Source organism: Curtobacterium sp. PhB191, assembly GCF_004346515.1.
GTDB lineage: Bacteria > Actinomycetota > Actinomycetes > Actinomycetales > Microbacteriaceae > Curtobacterium.
This window is the reverse complement of sequence record NZ_SMBV01000010.1, coordinates 41,826-59,215: the sequence shown is the minus strand read 5'-3', so window position 1 is coordinate 59,215 and position 17,390 is coordinate 41,826. Positions and strand designations below refer to the sequence as shown.

General features: G+C 71.8%; 21 protein-coding genes. 14 read left to right on the top strand and 7 right to left on the bottom strand.

Annotated elements, in window-relative coordinates:
• Window positions 1-135: 135 nt before the first annotated feature.
• From EDF48_RS15885 to EDF48_RS15875, 3 genes are all read left to right on the top strand, one after another.
• A complete protein-coding gene (locus tag EDF48_RS15885; protein ID WP_131881207.1) occupies window positions 136-924 on the top strand; it encodes a DeoR/GlpR family DNA-binding transcription regulator in 789 nt (262 codons plus the stop codon).
• A complete protein-coding gene (locus EDF48_RS15880; RefSeq protein ID WP_131881205.1) occupies window positions 921-1,916 on the top strand; it encodes a hexose kinase in 996 nt (331 codons plus the stop codon). The genes EDF48_RS15885 and EDF48_RS15880 overlap by 4 nt, the downstream gene beginning before the upstream one ends.
• Before the next feature lie 92 nt (window positions 1,917-2,008).
• Window positions 2,009-4,075 carry a fructose-specific PTS transporter subunit EIIC gene (locus tag EDF48_RS15875; protein WP_123937437.1) on the top strand — a complete coding sequence of 689 codons (2,067 nt, stop codon included), beginning with the start codon at window positions 2,009-2,011 and terminating at the stop codon, window positions 4,073-4,075.
• A gap of 199 nt (window positions 4,076-4,274) precedes the next feature.
• Here EDF48_RS15875 and EDF48_RS15870 read toward each other — a convergent pair whose 3' ends face one another.
• The gene (locus EDF48_RS15870; protein WP_131881203.1) at window positions 4,275-6,020 is read right to left on the bottom strand and encodes a beta-N-acetylhexosaminidase; all 1,746 of its coding nucleotides are present in this window, start codon (window positions 6,018-6,020) and stop codon (window positions 4,275-4,277) included.
• Window positions 6,021-6,056: 36 nt separating this feature from the next.
• On the opposite strand from EDF48_RS15870, the gene EDF48_RS15865 reads away from it, so the two are divergent.
• Together EDF48_RS15865 and EDF48_RS15860 are read left to right on the top strand one after the other, a co-directional pair.
• Window positions 6,057-7,232 carry an ROK family transcriptional regulator gene (locus EDF48_RS15865; protein WP_165932423.1) on the top strand — a complete coding sequence of 392 codons (1,176 nt, stop codon included), beginning with the start codon at window positions 6,057-6,059 and terminating at the stop codon, window positions 7,230-7,232.
• Between the two features lie 51 nt (window positions 7,233-7,283).
• Window positions 7,284-8,042: a DedA family protein gene (locus EDF48_RS15860; RefSeq protein ID WP_228504475.1), complete on the top strand. Its 759-nt coding sequence runs from the start codon at window positions 7,284-7,286 to the stop codon at window positions 8,040-8,042.
• A gap of 11 nt (window positions 8,043-8,053) precedes the next feature.
• Here EDF48_RS15860 and EDF48_RS15855 read toward each other — a convergent pair whose 3' ends face one another.
• Window positions 8,054-8,257: a DUF2945 domain-containing protein gene (locus EDF48_RS15855; RefSeq protein ID WP_123937440.1), complete on the bottom strand. Its 204-nt coding sequence runs from the start codon at window positions 8,255-8,257 to the stop codon at window positions 8,054-8,056.
• Between the two features lie 201 nt (window positions 8,258-8,458).
• Here EDF48_RS15855 and EDF48_RS15850 point away from each other — a divergent pair, with 201 nt between their 5' ends.
• Window positions 8,459-9,511 carry a serine/threonine-protein kinase gene (locus EDF48_RS15850; protein ID WP_123293556.1) on the top strand — a complete coding sequence of 351 codons (1,053 nt, stop codon included), beginning with the start codon at window positions 8,459-8,461 and terminating at the stop codon, window positions 9,509-9,511.
• A 49-nt stretch (window positions 9,512-9,560) separates the two neighbouring features.
• The gene (locus EDF48_RS15845) at window positions 9,561-10,184 is read left to right on the top strand and encodes a phosphoribosylanthranilate isomerase (protein ID WP_131881199.1); all 624 of its coding nucleotides are present in this window, start codon (window positions 9,561-9,563) and stop codon (window positions 10,182-10,184) included.
• Window positions 10,185-10,221: 37 nt separating this feature from the next.
• Here the strand turns inward: EDF48_RS15845 and EDF48_RS15840 are convergent, their stop codons facing one another.
• The 3 genes from EDF48_RS15840 to EDF48_RS15830 all read right to left on the bottom strand — a co-directional run bounded on the left by EDF48_RS15840 (window position 10,222) and on the right by EDF48_RS15830 (window position 12,170).
• On the bottom strand, window positions 10,222-10,980 hold the full coding sequence (locus tag EDF48_RS15840) for an HAD-IIB family hydrolase (RefSeq protein ID WP_123937441.1): 759 nt from the start codon (window positions 10,978-10,980) through the stop codon (window positions 10,222-10,224).
• A gap of 100 nt (window positions 10,981-11,080) precedes the next feature.
• On the bottom strand, window positions 11,081-11,494 hold the full coding sequence (locus EDF48_RS15835) for a hotdog domain-containing protein (protein ID WP_111086180.1): 414 nt from the start codon (window positions 11,492-11,494) through the stop codon (window positions 11,081-11,083).
• A 79-nt stretch (window positions 11,495-11,573) separates the two neighbouring features.
• Window positions 11,574-12,170 (bottom strand): nitroreductase family protein, encoded by a 597-nt coding sequence (locus tag EDF48_RS15830; protein WP_131881197.1) that lies wholly within the window; start codon window positions 12,168-12,170, stop codon window positions 11,574-11,576.
• 73 nt (window positions 12,171-12,243) lie between these two features.
• On the opposite strand from EDF48_RS15830, the gene EDF48_RS15825 reads away from it, so the two are divergent.
• Together EDF48_RS15825 and EDF48_RS15820 are read left to right on the top strand one after the other, a co-directional pair.
• Window positions 12,244-13,167 carry an AEC family transporter gene (locus EDF48_RS15825; RefSeq protein ID WP_131881195.1) on the top strand — a complete coding sequence of 308 codons (924 nt, stop codon included), beginning with the start codon at window positions 12,244-12,246 and terminating at the stop codon, window positions 13,165-13,167.
• A 222-nt stretch (window positions 13,168-13,389) separates the two neighbouring features.
• Entirely contained in the window at window positions 13,390-13,797 is a 408-nt protein-coding gene (locus tag EDF48_RS15820; protein ID WP_123293560.1) for an aldehyde dehydrogenase, read from the top strand.
• A 9-nt stretch (window positions 13,798-13,806) separates the two neighbouring features.
• Here the strand turns inward: EDF48_RS15820 and EDF48_RS15815 are convergent, their stop codons facing one another.
• Both EDF48_RS15815 and EDF48_RS15810 read right to left on the bottom strand, forming a co-directional pair.
• Window positions 13,807-14,055 (bottom strand): nuclease, encoded by a 249-nt coding sequence (locus tag EDF48_RS15815; RefSeq protein ID WP_123937443.1) that lies wholly within the window; start codon window positions 14,053-14,055, stop codon window positions 13,807-13,809.
• A 113-nt stretch (window positions 14,056-14,168) separates the two neighbouring features.
• Window positions 14,169-15,005 carry an exodeoxyribonuclease III gene (locus EDF48_RS15810; protein ID WP_123937444.1) on the bottom strand — a complete coding sequence of 279 codons (837 nt, stop codon included), beginning with the start codon at window positions 15,003-15,005 and terminating at the stop codon, window positions 14,169-14,171.
• A 120-nt stretch (window positions 15,006-15,125) separates the two neighbouring features.
• Here EDF48_RS15810 and EDF48_RS15805 point away from each other — a divergent pair, with 120 nt between their 5' ends.
• Genes EDF48_RS15805 through EDF48_RS15785 form a run of 5 tightly spaced genes read left to right on the top strand, consistent with a single transcriptional unit; the run spans window position 15,126 to window position 17,389 of the window.
• Window positions 15,126-15,599, top strand: coding sequence for an Asp23/Gls24 family envelope stress response protein (locus EDF48_RS15805; RefSeq protein ID WP_123937445.1), 474 nt, complete (start codon window positions 15,126-15,128; stop codon window positions 15,597-15,599).
• Window positions 15,596-15,787 carry a DUF2273 domain-containing protein gene (locus EDF48_RS15800; RefSeq protein ID WP_111086173.1) on the top strand — a complete coding sequence of 64 codons (192 nt, stop codon included), beginning with the start codon at window positions 15,596-15,598 and terminating at the stop codon, window positions 15,785-15,787. The genes EDF48_RS15805 and EDF48_RS15800 overlap by 4 nt, the downstream gene beginning before the upstream one ends.
• A complete protein-coding gene (locus EDF48_RS15795) occupies window positions 15,784-16,155 on the top strand; it encodes a hypothetical protein (RefSeq protein ID WP_123937446.1) in 372 nt (123 codons plus the stop codon). The genes EDF48_RS15800 and EDF48_RS15795 overlap by 4 nt, the downstream gene beginning before the upstream one ends.
• Window positions 16,152-16,790, top strand: coding sequence for a hypothetical protein (locus EDF48_RS15790; protein WP_123937447.1), 639 nt, complete (start codon window positions 16,152-16,154; stop codon window positions 16,788-16,790). The genes EDF48_RS15795 and EDF48_RS15790 overlap by 4 nt, the downstream gene beginning before the upstream one ends.
• A complete protein-coding gene (locus tag EDF48_RS15785) occupies window positions 16,787-17,389 on the top strand; it encodes a hypothetical protein (protein WP_123937448.1) in 603 nt (200 codons plus the stop codon). The genes EDF48_RS15790 and EDF48_RS15785 overlap by 4 nt, the downstream gene beginning before the upstream one ends.
• The last annotated feature ends 1 nt before the right edge of the window (window position 17,390 follow it).

Here is a 17,390-nt window from a genome sequence, read left to right as displayed (position 1 = left end):
GAGATGCCGAGATTTCGGAACCTCGGGGGAGGGGGCGGGGACGGAGCGGGGGAGCGGGACGAGTGCGGGTGGTTGTGTTTGTGTGGGTTTGTGGCTTATGGTTCCTGAAACCCACGGGAACGAAGGAGTTCGGGCATGTACGCAACCGAGCGGCACGACGCGATCGCAGCAGCGCTGCAGGACGCCGGCCGGGTCTCCGTCGCCGATCTGGCCGAGCACTTCGACGTCACCACCGAGACCGTGCGCCGTGACCTCGACACCCTCGAGTCCGCCGGGGTCCTGCGCCGCGTGCACGGGGGAGCGGTGCCCATCGGCCGCTCGAGCGTCGTCGAACTCTCCGTCGCCGAGCGCGAAGGGCAGCACGGTTCCGCGAAGTCCGAGATCGCCCGAGCCGCGATGCGCCTGGTGCCCTCGACCTTCACCGGCTCGATCGCGATCGACGCCGGCACCACCTGCGCCGCCGCCGCCGCCGAACTCGCACGCTGGGAGCCCGCCACCGCCGGCGCGACCCTCACCGTCATCACGAACTCCGTCCCGATCGCCGCGACCCTGCAGCACAGCGAGCACGTCGAGCTGCACCTGCTCGGTGGCCGGGTGCGCGGGGTCACGAGCGCCGCCGTCGGGACCGCCACCGTCGAGCAGATCAGCGCCCTGCGGCCCGACATCGCGTTCGTCGGCACGAACGGCCTGTCCGCCGGCTTCGGGCTGAGCACCCCGGACGAGTACGAGGCCGCGGTCAAGGGCGCCTACGTCCTCGCCGCCCGCCGAGCCGTCGTGCTCGCCGACGCCGCGAAGCACGGGGTCGAGGCCCTGATGCGCTTCGCCCGGCTCGACGAGATCGACACCGTGGTCACCGACCAGGAGCCGCCGGCCGACCTCGCCGGCGCCCTGACCGACGCCGACGTCGAGGTCGTCGTCGCATGAGCCGCCGCATCGTCACCGTCACGCCGAACCCGAGCCTCGACCGCACCATCGAGCTCTCCGGCGAACTGCAGCGCGGCGCCGTCCAGCGTGCCATCCGCTCCACCGCGGAGCCCGGCGGCAAGGGCGTCAACGTGTCCCGCGTCGTGGTCGCGAGCGGTGGGGACACCATCGCCGTGCTGCCCGGCGACGAGCTCGACCCCGTGCTGCTCGGCCTCGCCACGCGCGGCATCCCGACCGCCGCCCTGCCGATCGGTGCGCCGCTCCGCTCGAACGTCACCGTGACCGAGCCGACCGGCACCACCACGAAGCTCAACGAGCCCGGTCCCTCGCTCGCCGGCCGGCTGGACGACCTGGCCGACCTGGTCGCCGACACGGCCGCGGCGACCGCCACCGGACCCGCCGCCCGCTGGGTGGTCTTCGCCGGATCGCTCCCGCCCGGACTCCCCGACGACGCGCTCGCCGTGCTCGTCCGCGCCGTCCGCGCACGCCACGGTGAGGACGTCCGGATCGCGGTCGACTCGTCCGGCGTCCCGTTCACCGCACTGCTGCAGTCCGGCGAGCGGATCGACCTGGTCAAGCCGAACGCCGAGGAGCTCGCCGAGGTCGTCGGCGGCGACCCCGACACCTACGAGCAGGACCGCGACGCCGCCGTGGCCGCTGCCGAGCGGTTACGCGACCGGAACGTCGGCTCGGTGCTGCTGACCCTCGGCAGCGCCGGCGCCGTACTGGTGTCGGACGAGGGCGCCTTCGCCGCCGCAGCACCGCGGATCGTCGCCCGCTCCACCGTCGGCGCGGGGGACTCCTCGCTCGCGGGCTACCTGCTCGCCGAGGTGGCCGGAGCGTCCCCCGAGCAGCGCCTCGCCCAGGCCGTCGCGACCGGAGCCGCCGCCGCAGCCCTGCCCGGCAGCGACGTGCCGGCCCTCGACCACACCGACCCGACGGCGATCTCGGTCCGGGTGCTCACGACGCACCCGGCACCCGAGCCCGCCTGACCCCGCCCGAACACCCCCACTCCACGAACACCCCCACTCCCCGAACACCTGCACGACCCGCGCGATCAGCGCCATTGCGAAGGAGCAAGCACATGTCCGCAGACTCGAGTCCGCGCCTCATCAGCGCCCAGCTCGTCGGCCTCGACGAGGACCTCGGTGCCACCTCGGCCGACGTCATCCGCGTCCTCGCCGACCGCGTCGCCGCGACCGGCCGCGCCGCCGACGGCCGGGTCCTGGCCGAGGACGCCATCAAGCGTGAGGCCAGCGTCGGCACCGGGGTTCCCGGCGGCATCGCGATCCCGCACGCCCGATCGGCGTCGGTGTCCGAGCCGACCCTGGCGTTCGCGCGTCTCGCCCGGAAGGTGTCGTTCGGCGCCCCGGACGGCGACGCCGACATCGTGTTCATGATCGCCGTACCCGAAGGGGCCGACAAGGACCACCTGACGGTCCTCTCGACCCTGGCCCGTGCGCTCATCCGCGACGACTTCACCGCCGCCCTGCGCGCCGCAGCCACCCCGGACGAGATCGTCCAGCTCGTCGACCGCGAGGTGAGCGGCGAGGTGTCCGAAGCCGGCGTCGGGAAGGCGAGCAGCGCCTCCAGTCCGACCGCCGCACCCGCGCCGGGCCGCAAGGTCTTCGTCGGCGTCACCGCCTGCCCGACCGGCATCGCGCACACCTACATGGCGGCCGACGCCCTCGTCGCCGCGGCGCAGCGCGCCGGTGCCGAGATGCACGTCGAGACCCAGGGGTCCTCGCAGGTCGAGCCCCTCGACCCGGCCCTCATCGCCCGCGCCGACGCCGTCGTGTTCGCGGTCGACGTCGACGTCCGCGACCGCGGTCGCTTCGCCGGCAAGCCGCTCGTCTCGGGCCCCGTCAAGCGCGGCGTCGACGAGCCCGACAAGATGATCGCCGAGGCCATCCGTGCCTCGGACGACCCGAACGCCGCACGCGTCCAGGGCGGTGCAGCCGTCGACGGTGCGTCCACCGCCAAGAACGAGCACTTCGGCCAAGCGCTCAAGCGCTGGCTGCTCACCGGCGTCAGCTACATGATCCCGTTCGTCGCGGGCGGCGGGCTGCTCATCGCGCTCGGCTTCCTGCTCGCCGGCTACGGCATCGCGCTCACCCACGGTGACGACGGCGTGAACAACGCGGTCTTCGCGCTCCAGCACTACAACCTGGTCGACCTGCCGCCGGAGGGGCTGCGCTACTACCTCGGTGCCGCCGCGTTCCAGATCGGCTCCGTGTCGCTCGGCTTCCTCGTCGCAGCGCTCGCCGGGTACATCGCCTACGCCATGGCCGACCGACCCGGCATCGCGCCCGGCTTCGTCGCCGGTTCCATCGCCGTCTTCATGAACGCCGGGTTCCTCGGTGGCCTGATCGGTGGCCTCATCGCCGGTGCCGCGGCGTACTGGATCGGTCGCATCCCGACCTGGCGCTGGCTGCGTGGCCTGATGCCCGTCGTGATCATCCCGCTGTTCGCCTCGATCATCGCCTCCGGCCTCATGCTGCTCGTGCTCGGTGGACCGATCGCCTGGCTCATGACCCAGCTGACCGAGTTCCTCAACTCGCTGTCCGGCGCCTCGGCGATCCTGCTCGGCATCATCCTCGGCCTGATGATGGCCTTCGACCTCGGCGGCCCGGTCAACAAGGTCGCCTACGCGTTCGCCGTCGCCGGGCTCGGCGCCGGGACCGCCACCAACGTCGTGCCGTTCGAGATCATGGCTGCCGTGATGGCTGCCGGCATGGTGCCGCCGCTCGCCCTGGCACTCGCGTCGACCGTCCTGTACCGCAAGGGCTTCACGAAGCCCGAGCGCGAGAACGGCAAGGCCGCCTGGCTGCTCGGGGCGTCCTTCATCTCCGAGGGAGCGATCCCGTTCGCCGCGGCCGACCCGCTGCGCGTCATCCCGGCGTCGATGGTCGGTGCCGCGGTCACGGGTGCGATCTCGATGGCTGCCGGTGTGACCTCGCGGGCGCCGCACGGTGGGATCTTCGTGTTCTTCGCCATCGGGGACGTCGCGATGTTCATCGTCGCGATCCTGGCCGGCACGATCGTGTCCGCGCTGGTGCTCGTCGGGCTGAAGAAGTTCGTGCGTCGGGCCCCGGCGGCGGACGCCGCCGTGTCCGAGACGGCAGACGACCGCGTGGCCGTCGCCGTGTAGTCGACGTCACCGCGTGACGGACGGGAGGCCCGGAGCCAGCTGGCGCCGGGCCTCCCGTCCGTCCGTGGTCGCGACGCACCGCCGGCCGCACGTCGGGCGGTCACGTTCCGTCGCTGGCGTGGCGCCCAAAAGACGAGACGTGACCGCGCGCCGGCACTGAACGGGGTGTCGTGACCACGCGAGGAGCACGCGCGTCCCCCTACTCGGCGATGTTGGCCGTGATCGCGTCGATGTAGGCGGCGCGGTCCTCGCGCGAGTGCGGCCGCCCAGGGACGCCCGGACGCTGCTCCCACGGGAACGGCCCGGCCTCGTGCCGGTACTCGATCCCCATCGCCTCGAGCCGCGCGGTGTGCTCGGCCAACCGCCCGCGGAACTCGGCGACGTCGCGCGGTCCGGTGACGTCCGCCGACCAGAGCGCCTCGGCCAACGCCGCCACCCGCGGGAACAGCTGGTAGTCGAGCTTCCGCGCGGTGTCGACGTGCTCGGTCCACATGTTGCCCTGGCCGCCGATGACGTGGGCGCGCTCGGACTCGGTCAGGCCGGACGGCACCGGGTCGAACCCGAAGACGTCGTCGACCGTCAGCACGATGGACACCGGGATCGGCTCGGTCGCCAGGTCGCTCTGGCGGTAGTCGAGGTAGGCCTGGTCGTCGGGCGACGAGATGACGTCGTGCCCGCGCTTCGCCGCCGTCCGGGCGCCGGTCAGACCGCGCCACGACACGATGGTCGCCGACGGGTCGAGCGTGCCCCCCTCGAGGATCTCGTCCCAGCCGAACGCCTGCCGCCCGTGCGAGGCGACGTGCGCCGCGAGCTGCCCGATGATCCAGGCCTGCAGCTGCTCTTCATCCTCGAGCCCGAGTGAACGCATGCGCTCCTGCGTGCGGGGGTCCTCGACCCACTGCACCTTCGGGCACTCGTCGCCGCCGATGCCGATGTAGCGGGAGGGGAAGAGCGCGATGACCTCGTCGAGGACGTCCTTGAAGAAGTCGACGGTGCTGTCGTCGGCGTTCAGGACGTCGTCGGCGATGCCCCACTCGGTCCAGACCTCCACCGGCGTCTCGGGGTGCACGCCGAGCGACGGGTAGGCGGCCAGCGCGGCACGGACGTGTCCGGGGGTCTCGATCTCGGGGACGACGGTGACGAACCGGTCTGCCGCGTAGGCGACGATCTCGCGGATGTCGTCCTGCGTGTAGTAGCCGCCGTGCGGGCGGCCGTCGAACGATGCCGGGCGCAGCACGCCGTCGGCGTCGGGGACGTGTGCGCCCACCTGGGACTCGCGACGCCAGGACCCGATCTCGGTCAGGCGCGGGTACTTCCGGATCTCGATGCGCCAGCCCTGGTCCTCCGTCAGGTGGAAGTGCAGCCGGTTGATCCGGTGCGCCGCGAGCTGGTCGACGACGCGCATGACCTCGTGCTTGGTGCGGAAGTGCCGCGCGACGTCCAGCATGACGCCGCGCCAGGCGAAGGCGGGGGCGTCCTCGACGATGGTCGACGGGACGGACCACGGCCCGGTGCCGACGCGGCCGCTCCGGTACACGTCGGCGGGCAGCAGTTGGAGGAGCGCCTGGACGCCGTAGAACACGCCGGCGGCCGAGCCGCCCGCGACGTCGACACCGTCGGGTGTGACGGTCAGGCGGAAGGACTCGGCGCGCTCGCCCTCGGGCGACGGCGGACCGGCGGGCAGGGAGGGATCGTCGGTGACGCGCAGCGAGATGACGCCCGTCCGCACCGACCCGTCGGCGGAGGCCGCCCCGTCGAGCGCCACGTCCTCCGCTGCGTCGCGGACCGGCTGGCCGGTCGACGCCCGCAGCGTCTGCTGCAGGTACAGTCGGACCGATCCGCTCGCTGCGTCCGCTGCGATGCGGGTCGACGGGGTGATCTCGAAGGCGCCGGTGCCGGGGGCGGCGCGGCGCGGTCGTGGGATGAGCATGTCGGAGTCCACCATTCCTCAATGATCTTTCGTAATGTGGAGGCTATGGCCGTGGACGAGACCGTGTCAACGATCCCGAGTGTCGTGGGGACGACGCCGGGTGTGCTCCGACTCATGAACTCCCGCGCCATCCTCGACGAGCTCCTGCGCGACGACGCGTCGCGCACCGTGACCGAGCTCAGCCGCACCGTCGGGCTCTCCCGCCCCACGGTCGAGGCGGCGCTGGCGGACCTGGTCGACGAGGGCTGGGTGACCGAGGCCGAGGCGATCGCCACCCCGAACAAGGCCGGCCGCCGGGCCAAGCGCTTCGCCGCGGACGCCACCGCCGGTTCCGTGCTCGGCGTCGACCTCGGACTGCACGGCATCGTCGGCATCCGCGCCGACCTGCGCGGGAACACCCTCACCCGGGTCGAGGAGCGCTACGCCGACCTCGCCGACGCGGAGCAGGCCTGGACGAGCGTGCAGGACGTGGTCCGCCGCCTGACGGTCGGCTCGGAGGCGTCCCCGGTCCTCGCCGCCACGTTCGGCGTCCCCGCCGTCGTCGACCGCGCCGGCGAGATCGACTACACGGTCGCGGTGCCGGAGTGGGTCGAGCGCCGCGTGCCCGGCCGGATCCAGGACCTCTTCCCCGGCATCGCGACGTTCTTCGACAACGACGCCAAGCTCGCCGCCACCGCCGAGGCGATGTGGGGGCGCTTCCGGGGCGTCCAGGATGGCCTGTACCTGGTGATGGGTCGGCAGATCGGTGCGGCCTACGTCATCGACGGGGCGTTGGCGCGCGGGGCGCGCGGTGCGGCTGGCGAGATGGGCGGCCTGGCCTCGACCGGGTGGCCCGGTGCGCCGGCCCGCCTGGAGGCCCGGATCGCGTCCGACACGGACCTCGAGTCGGTCTTCGCCGCGGCCGGGCGCGGGGGCGCAGCGCCGGGTCGCGTCGGCGAGGACGGTCCGGACCCGGCGGCGGTCGACGTCGTCCGCGCCTTCGCGGACGACGTGGCACCGGGCGTCGTGCAGCTCGTCACGACGATCGACCCCGAGATCGTGGTCGTCGGGGGCGAGGTCCTGCCGGCGGCGTCGGTGTTCGCCGAGGCGCTCGCCGCGGTGGTCATGCCCCAGCTCCGGCACCCCGTCGAGATCGTGCCGTCGACGGTGGGTCGCGACGCCGTCGCCCGCGGTGCCCTCGCGCGGTCGCTGACGCACGTGCGGACCTCGCACATGGGACTCGGCTGACGTTCAGGTACCGCGCCGGGTCCTGACAGGGCGCTCAGGGATGCTGGGGGCATGACGACTGCCGTGACCGCCCGTGCCATGACCGTCGCCACCGGCGACTCCACCGCTCCCTCGGACCTCGGCGGACTCTCCGGCCTCGTGCTCCAGATCATCGACGCCCTGGGGGAGTGGGGCGTCGCGCTCATGCTCTTCATCGAGACGGTGTTCCCGCCGATCCCGTCCGAGCTCATCCTGCCGCTGGCCGGGTTCCTGGCGGGCGCCGGCCAGATGAACCTCGTCCTCGTCCTCGTGCTGGCGACGCTCGGGTCCTACCTCGGTGCGCTGGTGCTCTACTGGCTCGGCGCGAAGATCGGGTTCGAGCGCACCACGCGGTGGTTCGGCAAGCTCCCCTTGGTCGACGAGGACGACTTCCGCAAGGCCGCCGCGTGGTTCCACCGGCACGGCAAGAGCGCCGTGTTCTTCGGCCGGTTCGTCCCGATCGTGCGGAGCCTCATCTCACTGCCCGCCGGTGCTGACCGCATGCACCTCGGCACGTTCTCGGTGTTCACGATCATCGCGAGCGGCATCTGGAACAGCGCCCTGGTGCTGCTCGGTGCCGCGTTCGGCTCCCAGTACGACCGCGTCGAGCAGTACACCGAGTGGATCGACCGGGTGCTCTACGTCGCGATCGCGGTCGTCGTGGTCACGTTCGTGGTCCGGCGGGTCCGACGGTGGCGGGCAGACCGCCGCGCGGACGGAGGTGGCAACGGCGACGGTGCCGCGAGCGGGGGCGCACGAGGTCGTCGTCGCGCCGAGCCCGCCCGCGACTGAGTCGGTCGTCGTCAGGCCTTGGTCAGCGCCGACTCCTTGTGCGCGGCCTGCTTCCCGCTCTTCTCCGACTCGACGATCCAGTACGGATCGTCGTCGGTCGGCTTGAACGTCTGACCGTCGAACTCGAAGTCGCTCGTGCGCTTCCGCACGAGTTTCCCGGTCGTCCGTCCCTGCGAGGTGTTCCAGTGCACCTCGTCACCCTTCGTCAGTGCCATCGCTGTCCTCCTTGCGTGATCGCTCACCCTGGTCGGAGGTCGAACGGTACCCTGATGCATCCGCATGAACACAGGGAAGTACGCCGATCACGATGTCATAACACCCGCCCAAAAGCGGGGTCGGACGCGTACCGTTTCTCGTGAGCCAACACGCCGGCAGCAGCCGCGGAACCTGCGGCTCCCGACGGAACGACGGACACCATGACCCTGCTCGACGGCTTGCGGACGGAGACGGTCCTGTCGGGCCGGTACCGACTGGTGAAGCTCATCGGCACGGGTGGCATGGGGACCGTCTACGAAGCCCGCGACGAGCACACCTACCGCGCCGTCGCCGTGAAGCTCTTCGCGACGCCGGACAAGATGACGACGGCCGACCGCGTCCGGCAGGAGCGCGAGATCCGGCTCCTCAGCATGCTGTCCCACCCCGGGCTCATCCCGCTCTACGACGCCGGCACGCACGACTTCCCCGACGGCCCGCACCGGTTCATCGTGATGGAGCTCATCGCCGACACGACGCTGCTCCGCCGACTGTCCGAGGGGGCCCTGCACAACTACGAGGTGGCCGACCTCGGCGCCCAGCTCGCCGACGCCCTGGCCTACGTGCACTCGCGCGGCATCGTGCACCGGGACGTCAAGCCCGCCAACATCCTGATCAGCGACGAGGGCTCGTCCGGCTTCGCCCGGACCGTGAAGCTCACCGACTTCGGCGTCGCGCACTTCGTCGACGGCTCGCGCCTGACGAACGACGGCACGATCATCGGCACGGCGGCGTACCTGAGCCCCGAGCAGGTCGCGGGTGAGCCGATCAGCTTCGCCACCGACGTGTACTCGCTCGGACTGGTGCTGCTCGAGTCCCTGACCGGCAAGCAGGAGTACTCCGGCACCCTGATCGAGGCGGCACTGGCCCGCCTGCGGCACGACCCCGAGATCCCGGACGACGTCGCCTCGGAGTGGCGCGAACTGCTCAGCCGGATGACCGCCCGCGACCCGGAGCGTCGTCCGACCGCGGTGGCGATCGCGAACGCCCTGCGGGGCGGCTCCACGCAGGTCACCGGCCCGGTGCCGCTCGGACCCGAGCGCGTCAAGCACCAGCGCGACCACCGGATGCACCGTGCGGCCCACCGGCACGCGAAGCGCGGGACCTTCTCGGCCGTCCGCCGCTGGCGTCGGCGGAACGTGCTCGTCGGCTCGTTCGCGGCGTTCGGCGTGCTGGTCGCGTGCGGCTCCGCCTACGTCGCCGGCATGCTGCACTGACGTCGCGAGCTCGTCCCGTTCGTCCGTGGTCCCTGGCAGGATGGACAGCATGACCGACCAGCGCTGGATCAAGATCTGCGGCCTGTCGACGCCCGACACCGTGGACGCCGCCGTCGACGCGGGCGCCGACGCGGTCGGGTTCGTCTTCACCGCGAACAGCCCCCGCACCGTGACGGCCGACCTGGCGAAGGAACTCGTCGAACGGCTGCCGGACGGCATCGACGCCGTCGGGGTCTTCCGCGACCAGAAGATCGACGAGATCGTCGGCATCGCGTCCGAGGTCGGGCTCACCACCCTGCAGCTGCACGGTGGCGAAGCCGCGACCGACTTCGCCCGGGCCCGCGACGCCGGCTTCTTCACCATCCGGGCCCTCGCGGCCGAGGACTACCTGCGTGAGACCGCCGAGCAGCGCGCCTCGTACGACCACGACCTGCTGTTGCTCGACGCCGCCGTGCCGGGCAGCGGTCGGCTGATCGACCCCGCCGTGATCGAGGGCGGGATCGACGAGGCCTGGATCCTCGCGGGCGGCCTGACCCCCGCCAACGTCGTCGCCGCGGTCGAGGCGCTCGACCCCGACGGTGTCGACGTGTCGAGCGGCGTGGAGTCCGAGCGCGGCGTGAAGGACCCGGCCAAGATCCGCGCGTTCGTCGAGGCCGTCCGCAGCCTGGGCTGACGCGGGGTCAGCTGCCGCGCCGTCGGCTGCCGCGCGGTCAGCGCAGGGTCGGGATGAGCTCGGTCAGGAAGGCGTCGGTGTCCTCCCAGCCCTCGACCGCGTGGCACGGCACACCGAGGGCCTTCACCGGGTAGTCGTTGCCCTCGGGGTCGAGCCGGTCGCCGACGAAGAGCATGTCGTCGAGCGCGATGCCGGTGATCTCGGCGAGACGCTGCATGCCGTACGCCTTGTCGATGCCCTTGCGGGTGATGTCGACGCTGGTCGAGCCGCCGGATCGCACCTCGAGGTCGGGGAGCTCCGCCTGCACGCGTCGACGGAGGTCGTCCTTCTTCGCGCCGGTCGGGTCCCACTGCTTCTTGACGTCGACCGGAGCGGCCTGGCCGAGCGCGGAGAACGTGATCTGCGAGCCGCGGTCCTCGAGGATGTCACCCCAGGTCTCGGACTCCCAGTAGCCGGCGTCCTTCGCGACGGACTCGACCGCTGCGAGGGCGCGTGCCTTCTGGTCGTCGGTGAGGTCCTCGGCGTACTGCAGGGCCCAGTCGTCGTCGGCCCAGCGGTAGTACCGCGTGCCGCACGTCGGCAGGAGGTGCAGGTCGTCGAGGGTCAGGCCGTCGCGGTGGCGGAGCGGGGTGACGAGCTGCTGCTCGAACTGCGTGAAGTTGCCGCCGGAGATGACCGCGACCGGCACGACCTCGAGCAGGGACGCGAAGGTCTCGAGCATGCGGGGGTCGAGGGAGGACTTCGACGGGGCGAGGGTGTCGTCCAGGTCGAAGGCGACGAGGCGGGGCGTGGTCATGCCCCGATCCTGCCAGAGGCCACCGATCACGTGCCGGGTGCGGTGCTCACCGCGCCCGGCACGTGCGCGATGTCTGCGGGGTCACGCGCGGTCACGCGGGTCAGGCGCGGTGCGTCGCGGGGACCCGGTCGCGGTCGTACGTGATGTCCGTGTAGCCGTGCGGCGCCGGGTTGCCGTCGTCGTCGAGGTTCACGAACACGACCTCGTCGATGGTGAGGATGCTGCGGTGCGTGAAGAGGTTCCGCGCCTCGGCCCGCATCGTGAGCGAGCTGCGGCCGAAGCGGGTGGCGACGAGGCCGATCTCGACGATGTCGCCCTCCTTCGCCGAGGACACGAACTCGATCTCCGACATGTACTTCGTGACGACCTTGCCGTTGCCGAGTTGGATGATCGCGTAGACCGCGGCCTCTTCGTCGATCCAGCGGAGCAGGCTGCCGCCGAACAGGGTGCCGTTGGCGTTGAGGTCCTCGGGGCGGACCCACTTGCGCGTGTAGAAGTTCATCTCGGGCTGCATGTCACGACATTCTACGCGGCAGCGGGTACGGCAGCGGCCGCGCCCCGGTGGGGACGCGGCCGCGTGCTGGTACCGCGGACTACTCCTTGACGAGCACGACCTCGTCGAGGGGCAGGCGGGTGCGCGGTGCGACCTCGCGCTCGGCCGCCTTCTCGTCGAGCTGCGACGGGTGCGCGACGGTGCCGATGGCGGTCACGGTGAAGGGCAGGAAGCGCTCCGGCAGGTCGAACGCGGCGCGCAGGCCCGCGGCGTCGATGCCCGCCATCTGGTGCACGTGCAGGCCGTCGGCGTGCGCCTGGACGGTGAGCGCCGCGAGCGACTGGCCGAGGTCGTACTGCGCGAAGGGACGCTCGTCGCCGTCCTCGGTCACGGTCTCGAGCACGCCGACGACGAGGGCGCTGGCACGGAAGGCCCAGGCGGCGTTGAAGCCGAGCAGGTTCTCGTTGATCTTGCGGAACGTCTCGGTGCCACGACGGCCCGCGATGAAGCGGCGGGGCTGGAAGTTCATCGCCGACGCGGCCCAGCGGGCGGCCTCGAGGACGGCGTCGAACTGCTCGTCCGAGATCGTCGCGGTCTCGTCGTAGGAACGGGGGCTCCAGCGCTCTTCGAGCAGGGGTACGAGGGGCTGGCTGGAGTCGGTGGACCGGGTGAGGGTGTCGGCGTTCGTCGAGGTCATGGTGCCTGCAACGGTATTCGATGCGAACGCATTTCCGACCTGAGCGACGTCACATGGTGCAAGGATGGACGCGATGGGTGGCGTGTTGACCGGCTTCGCGATCATCGGCGCGATCATCGCCGGTGGGTACGTCGTCGGGCGCATCGGACTGCTCGGCCCGCACGCGCAGTTCGTGATGAGTCGCCTCGCGTTCTTCGTGCTCATGCCCTGCCTGCTCTTCCACACCATCGCCTCAGCCGACATCGAGTCGCTGCTGTCCCCGATGCTCTGGGTCTCGCTGCTGAGCGCCGCCGTGGTCGCACTCGGAGCGGCGGCCGTCTTCCGGTTCGTGCTGCGGCGACCGGTCACCACCACGACGGTCGGGGCCCTTGCCGCGAGCTACGTCAACGCGAACAACATCGGCCTGCCGGTCGCCGGGTACGTGCTCGGGCAGGCGACCGCGGTCGTGCCGGTGATCCTGCTGCAGCTCATCGTCATCGCGCCGGTCGCGTTGACGATCCTCGACGCCGCGACCTCGGGCGCCGGCGGCTGGGGACGCCGGATCTCCGGGCCGTTCCGGAACCCGATCATCATCGCCTCGCTGGTCGGCCTGGTGTTCTCGGCGACCGGCACCACGCTGCCCGACCCGGTGCTCGAGCCGTTCTCGCTGGTCGGCGCTGCTGCCGTGCCCGTCGTCCTGCTGTCGTTCGGGATGAGCCTGCACGGTGCCGCGCCGCTGCGGGACCCGGCGATCCGGACGGACGTCATCGTGGCGTCGTCGATCAAGCTCGTGGTGATGCCGGCGGTCGCGTACGTGTTCGCACGGTTCGTGTTCGGGCTCGGCGACCAGGACGTCTTCGTGCTCACGACCCTGGCGGCGTTGCCGGCGGCGCAGAACGTGTTCAACTACGCGCAGCGGTACGACGCGGCGGTCCCCGTCGCCCGCGACGTGGTGCTCATCTCGACGATCGGCTCGGTCCCCGTCCTGGTCGCGATCGCGGCCCTGCTGCACCCGTAGCGCGCCCTGGACGCACCGCGAGGCGGACGGGAGGCCCGTGGCGGGGCCGCCCCGTGCCTCCCGTCCGCCGTGGGGTCGCGTGCACCGCGGATGGTGAGCAGAAATGGTCGGGTCGCGGTCACCGACCCGACCATTGCTGCTCACGAAGCGCATCGGGGGCGCGCGTACGCTGACACCCACGGGGCGGACCCGCCTCGGGACCACGACGGACGGAGACCTCCGATGGACACGATGGCGATGATGAAGAACATGTCGATGACGGACATGCCCATGGAGATGGACATGGACGTGATGCAGGACACGATGATGGCGATGAACGCCGCGTCGATGGCCGCCACGATGTGCTCCGCGAGCGACATGCGCATGGGCGGCGAGATGGCCACGTGCGCCGCGATGTGCTCCAACACGGCGATGATGGCCGACACCGGCATGCGGATGATGATGCGTCCGGCAGGCATGGACCTGCCGAGCATGCAGGCGATGCTCATGGCCGTGATGACGATGGGCACGATGTGTGCCGCCGAGTGCCGGAAGCACATGGACATGGACGAGTCGTGCCGGTACTGCGCCATGGCCTGCGACGAGATGGTCGCGAAGTGCGAGGCGATGCTTGCCTCGATGTCTGCCTGAGCCGACGGGCTACGCGCTGCGTGCCGTGGTCTGACGACCGCCGGCGCTGAGGATCTCCGCCACAGGGTGGTGGGCGACCGGATCGCCGACCGACAAGAAGGCGTCGGCGTCCGCCACCCGGAGCTGGGTCACGCCGCCGTCCAGGAACACCACGACGGCGTCGGCGGGACGGGTCTCGACGACGATTCCGTCGCGCCAGGCGCCGGGGGCCGCGTTCGCCATGACGCGCTGGATGGGAAGGATCGTCGTGCGGGACATGGCTTCACCTGCTCTCGAAGGGGTTCGGTGCAGGAAATCTACGTCGGCGCCGTCACCTGCTCAACGAGGGCGGACGCCGGGCGTAACAGAACGCGTCACGACCGCGTGATCGCTCAGAAGATCATCGGGCGGTCGTCGTCGAGCGACGTGTCCAGGTCGAGGTCGACCACCACGGGGACGTGGTCGCTCGGGGCGTCGCCCTTCCGCTCGTTGCGGTGGATCGAGGCATCGGTGACGACGTCGGCGAAGGCCTGCGAGCCCATCACGAAGTCGATGCGCATGCCCTCGTTGCGCGGGAACCGCAGCTGCTTGTAGTCCCAGTAGGTGTAGCCGTCGGGGACGATCGGCCGGACGACGTCCTGCAGCCCCTTCGCCTCGAACGCCCGGAACGCGGCGCGCTCGGGTTCGCTGACGTGGGTGTGGCCCTCGAACACGCGGACGTCCCACACGTCGGTGTCGAGCGGTGCGACGTTCCAGTCGCCCATCAGCGCGAGCGGGGTCTCCGGCGACGCGGCGATCCACTCGGCGGTGCGGTCGGCCAGCTGCGCGAGCCAGTCGAGCTTGTACGTGTAGTGCGGGTCGCCGACCTCGCGCCCGTTCGGCACGTACAGGCTCCAGAGCCGCACGCCGTCGACGGTGACGCCGATGGCCCGGGCCTCGACGGGCAGGTCCGGCCCCTCGTGTCCCTTGAGGAAGCCGGGCTGGCCGGGGAAGTCGCGGGTCACGTCCTCCATCGGCAGCCGGCTGGCGAACGCGACACCGTTCCACTGGTTCAGGCCGTGCGCCTCGACGTGGTAGCCGGCGTCCTCGAACGCCTGCACCGGGAACTGCTCCGGCTTGCACTTGATCTCCTGCATGCCGAGGACGTCGACGTCCTCGCGCACCAGCCAGTCGACGACCCGCCCCACTCGGGTGCGGACGGAGTTCACGTTCCAGGTCGCCACGCGCATGGCATCGAACCTACCGGGGACGACCGACCCCGCCGTGCAGCGCGCCGCCTGCCGCTCTCGGGCGCAGCGCGGCACGATGGTGTTCGCTGGAAGTCCAGCAAGCGAGCGCAGGAGGCACTGATGGCATCGACGACGAACCGCGTCGACGGGACCGTGACGACCGGCACCACGACCGGCACCACCACCACGCAGGTCACGGCCAAGGGCAAGACGATCATCGACGACACCGTCGTCGCCAAGGTCGCGGGCATCGCCGCGCGTGACGTCCCAGGCGTCTACGCCCTCGGCGGGAACGCCTCGCGGGCCTTCGGCGCCATCCGCGACGCGATCGGCTCGAGCGCGCTCGGCCAGGGTGTCCGTGTCGAGGTCGGCGAGACCCAGGTCGCCGTCGACCTGACGATCGTCGTGGACTACCCGATCCCGATGATGGACGTCGCGTCCGCCGTGCGCGCCGCCGTCACGAGCGCCGTCACCGAGCTCGTCGGGCTCGAGGTCACCGAGGTCAACATCGCGATCAACGACGTCAACATCCCGGCACTGAACGGCACCGCCGACGACCTCGACGGCGACGTCCGCGAGGGCCGGGTCCGGTGAACGCCACCGTCGTCGGGATGGGCGTCGGCGCCCTCCTCGCGATCGTCGCGGTGACCCTCGGGTTCTGGGCGTTCGTGGTCGTCGCCGTCTGCATGGCCGTCGGCGGCCTGGTCGCCCGCATCGTCGCCGGTGACGTCGACGTGCGTCGCCTGGTCGACGTGCTGCGCGGACGCCGGAGCTCGTCGTGACCGACGCCGCCGTCGCCACGGTCGGCGACAGCGGCGTCCGGCTCCGCGGCTCCGACCGCATCGGCACGTCGGCGCTCGTGCACACCGCCCAGGCGGTCGCCGCCGAATCGCTGCGCGTGGCCTTCCGGGAGGTCCGTGCCCGGGTCTCCGACGACGGCCGCGGCGCGCTGGCGGTCGAGATCACCGCCCCGCTCACCCTGCCCGTGCTGGGGAGCCACGCGGTCCCCGACGAACCCGTCGTCACGAGCGCGCACCGGGCCCGTGGCACGATCGCCGAGCGGCTCCGGACCATCACCGGCCGACAGGTGTCCCGGGTGACCGTGACGTTCGCGTCGTCGGTCGTCGACGTCCCGCGGAGAGTCCGGTGACCGCCGTGGACGACCGGACCGCATCGGTCCCCGAAGCCGGCCCCGCACCGTCGACCGACCACGCCGCCACCTACCGCCGTCTGCTCCGCCGCGAGACCCACGTGTCCCGGTCGGGTGCCGTCGTCATCGCGATGCTCATCACCCTCGTGCTCGCCGCCGCTGCCGTCTTCGCCGGTGCCCTCGTGCTGCTCGACCAGAACGTCCTCGGCGTCGACCCGCGTGCCGTGGTGGACGCCGCCCTCGCCGCGCCGGACGGCCTCGACACCACGCTCGTCGTCGGGATCGCGGCGATCGTCGCCCTCGTCGGCCTGGTGCTCCTGCTGCAGGGGTTCCTGCCGCAGCGGCGTCCGCGCCACGCGATGGCATCCGACCGGCTCGCCGTCGTGGTCGACGACGAGGTGCTCGCCTCCGCCGCGGCACGTGCCGCCCGTTCCGTCACGCGGCTCGGGCCGGATGCCGCCGTCGGCACCGTGGGCCGCCGGACCGTCGAGGTGGTGCTGCGTCCCGCCGCCGGCGTCGACGTTCCCGCAGTGGCCGCGACCGAGGCCGTCGAGCACGAGTTCGCGGGGATCGACGCGCTGCCCGCCCTCGCTGCACGGGTGCGCGTCCAGCCGACCGGACGGGTGGACGGATGAACGCGACCAACCGTGGGCTCGGCCGGACGGCACTCGTCGTCGTCGGGCTCGTCCTGTTCGTCGCCGGGGTCGGTGCGATCCTGGTGCAGACGGCCCAGGGCCTGCCGCTCGTGGCGTCCTGGTGGCGCACGGCCGGCGACGCACTCGCGGGCCTCGGCACGGACACGTCGCGCGATGACTCCCTGCTGTCGTGGACGTGGGTGCTCGGCGGCGGGGTCGTCGTCGGCATCCTGGCGATCGTGGTGCTGACGACGCTCGGCGGTGGCCGTGCGGGCACCGTCGTCGAGAGCGACGGATCCTCCGACGGCGTCGCCGGTTCGGTGCGCGTCGAGTCCACGGCCGTGCAGCACGCGCTGTCGTCGGCGATCGGGGAGCTGCCGCAGGTGGCCTCGCTCGCGGTCGACGTCTACCGCGTCCGCGGCGGCCGGGCGATCCGGGTGCGGGTCCGTCCGCGCCGGGGTGCCTCACCGCGCGAGGTCACCGAACGGGTCGAGGCCGTCGTGGCCGACCTGGACGCCCTGCTCGGCGAACGACTGCCGGTCCTGCTCGAGATCGCACGCGGTGGGGCCGGGTCCTCGCGCCCGGACCGCGTGCACTAAG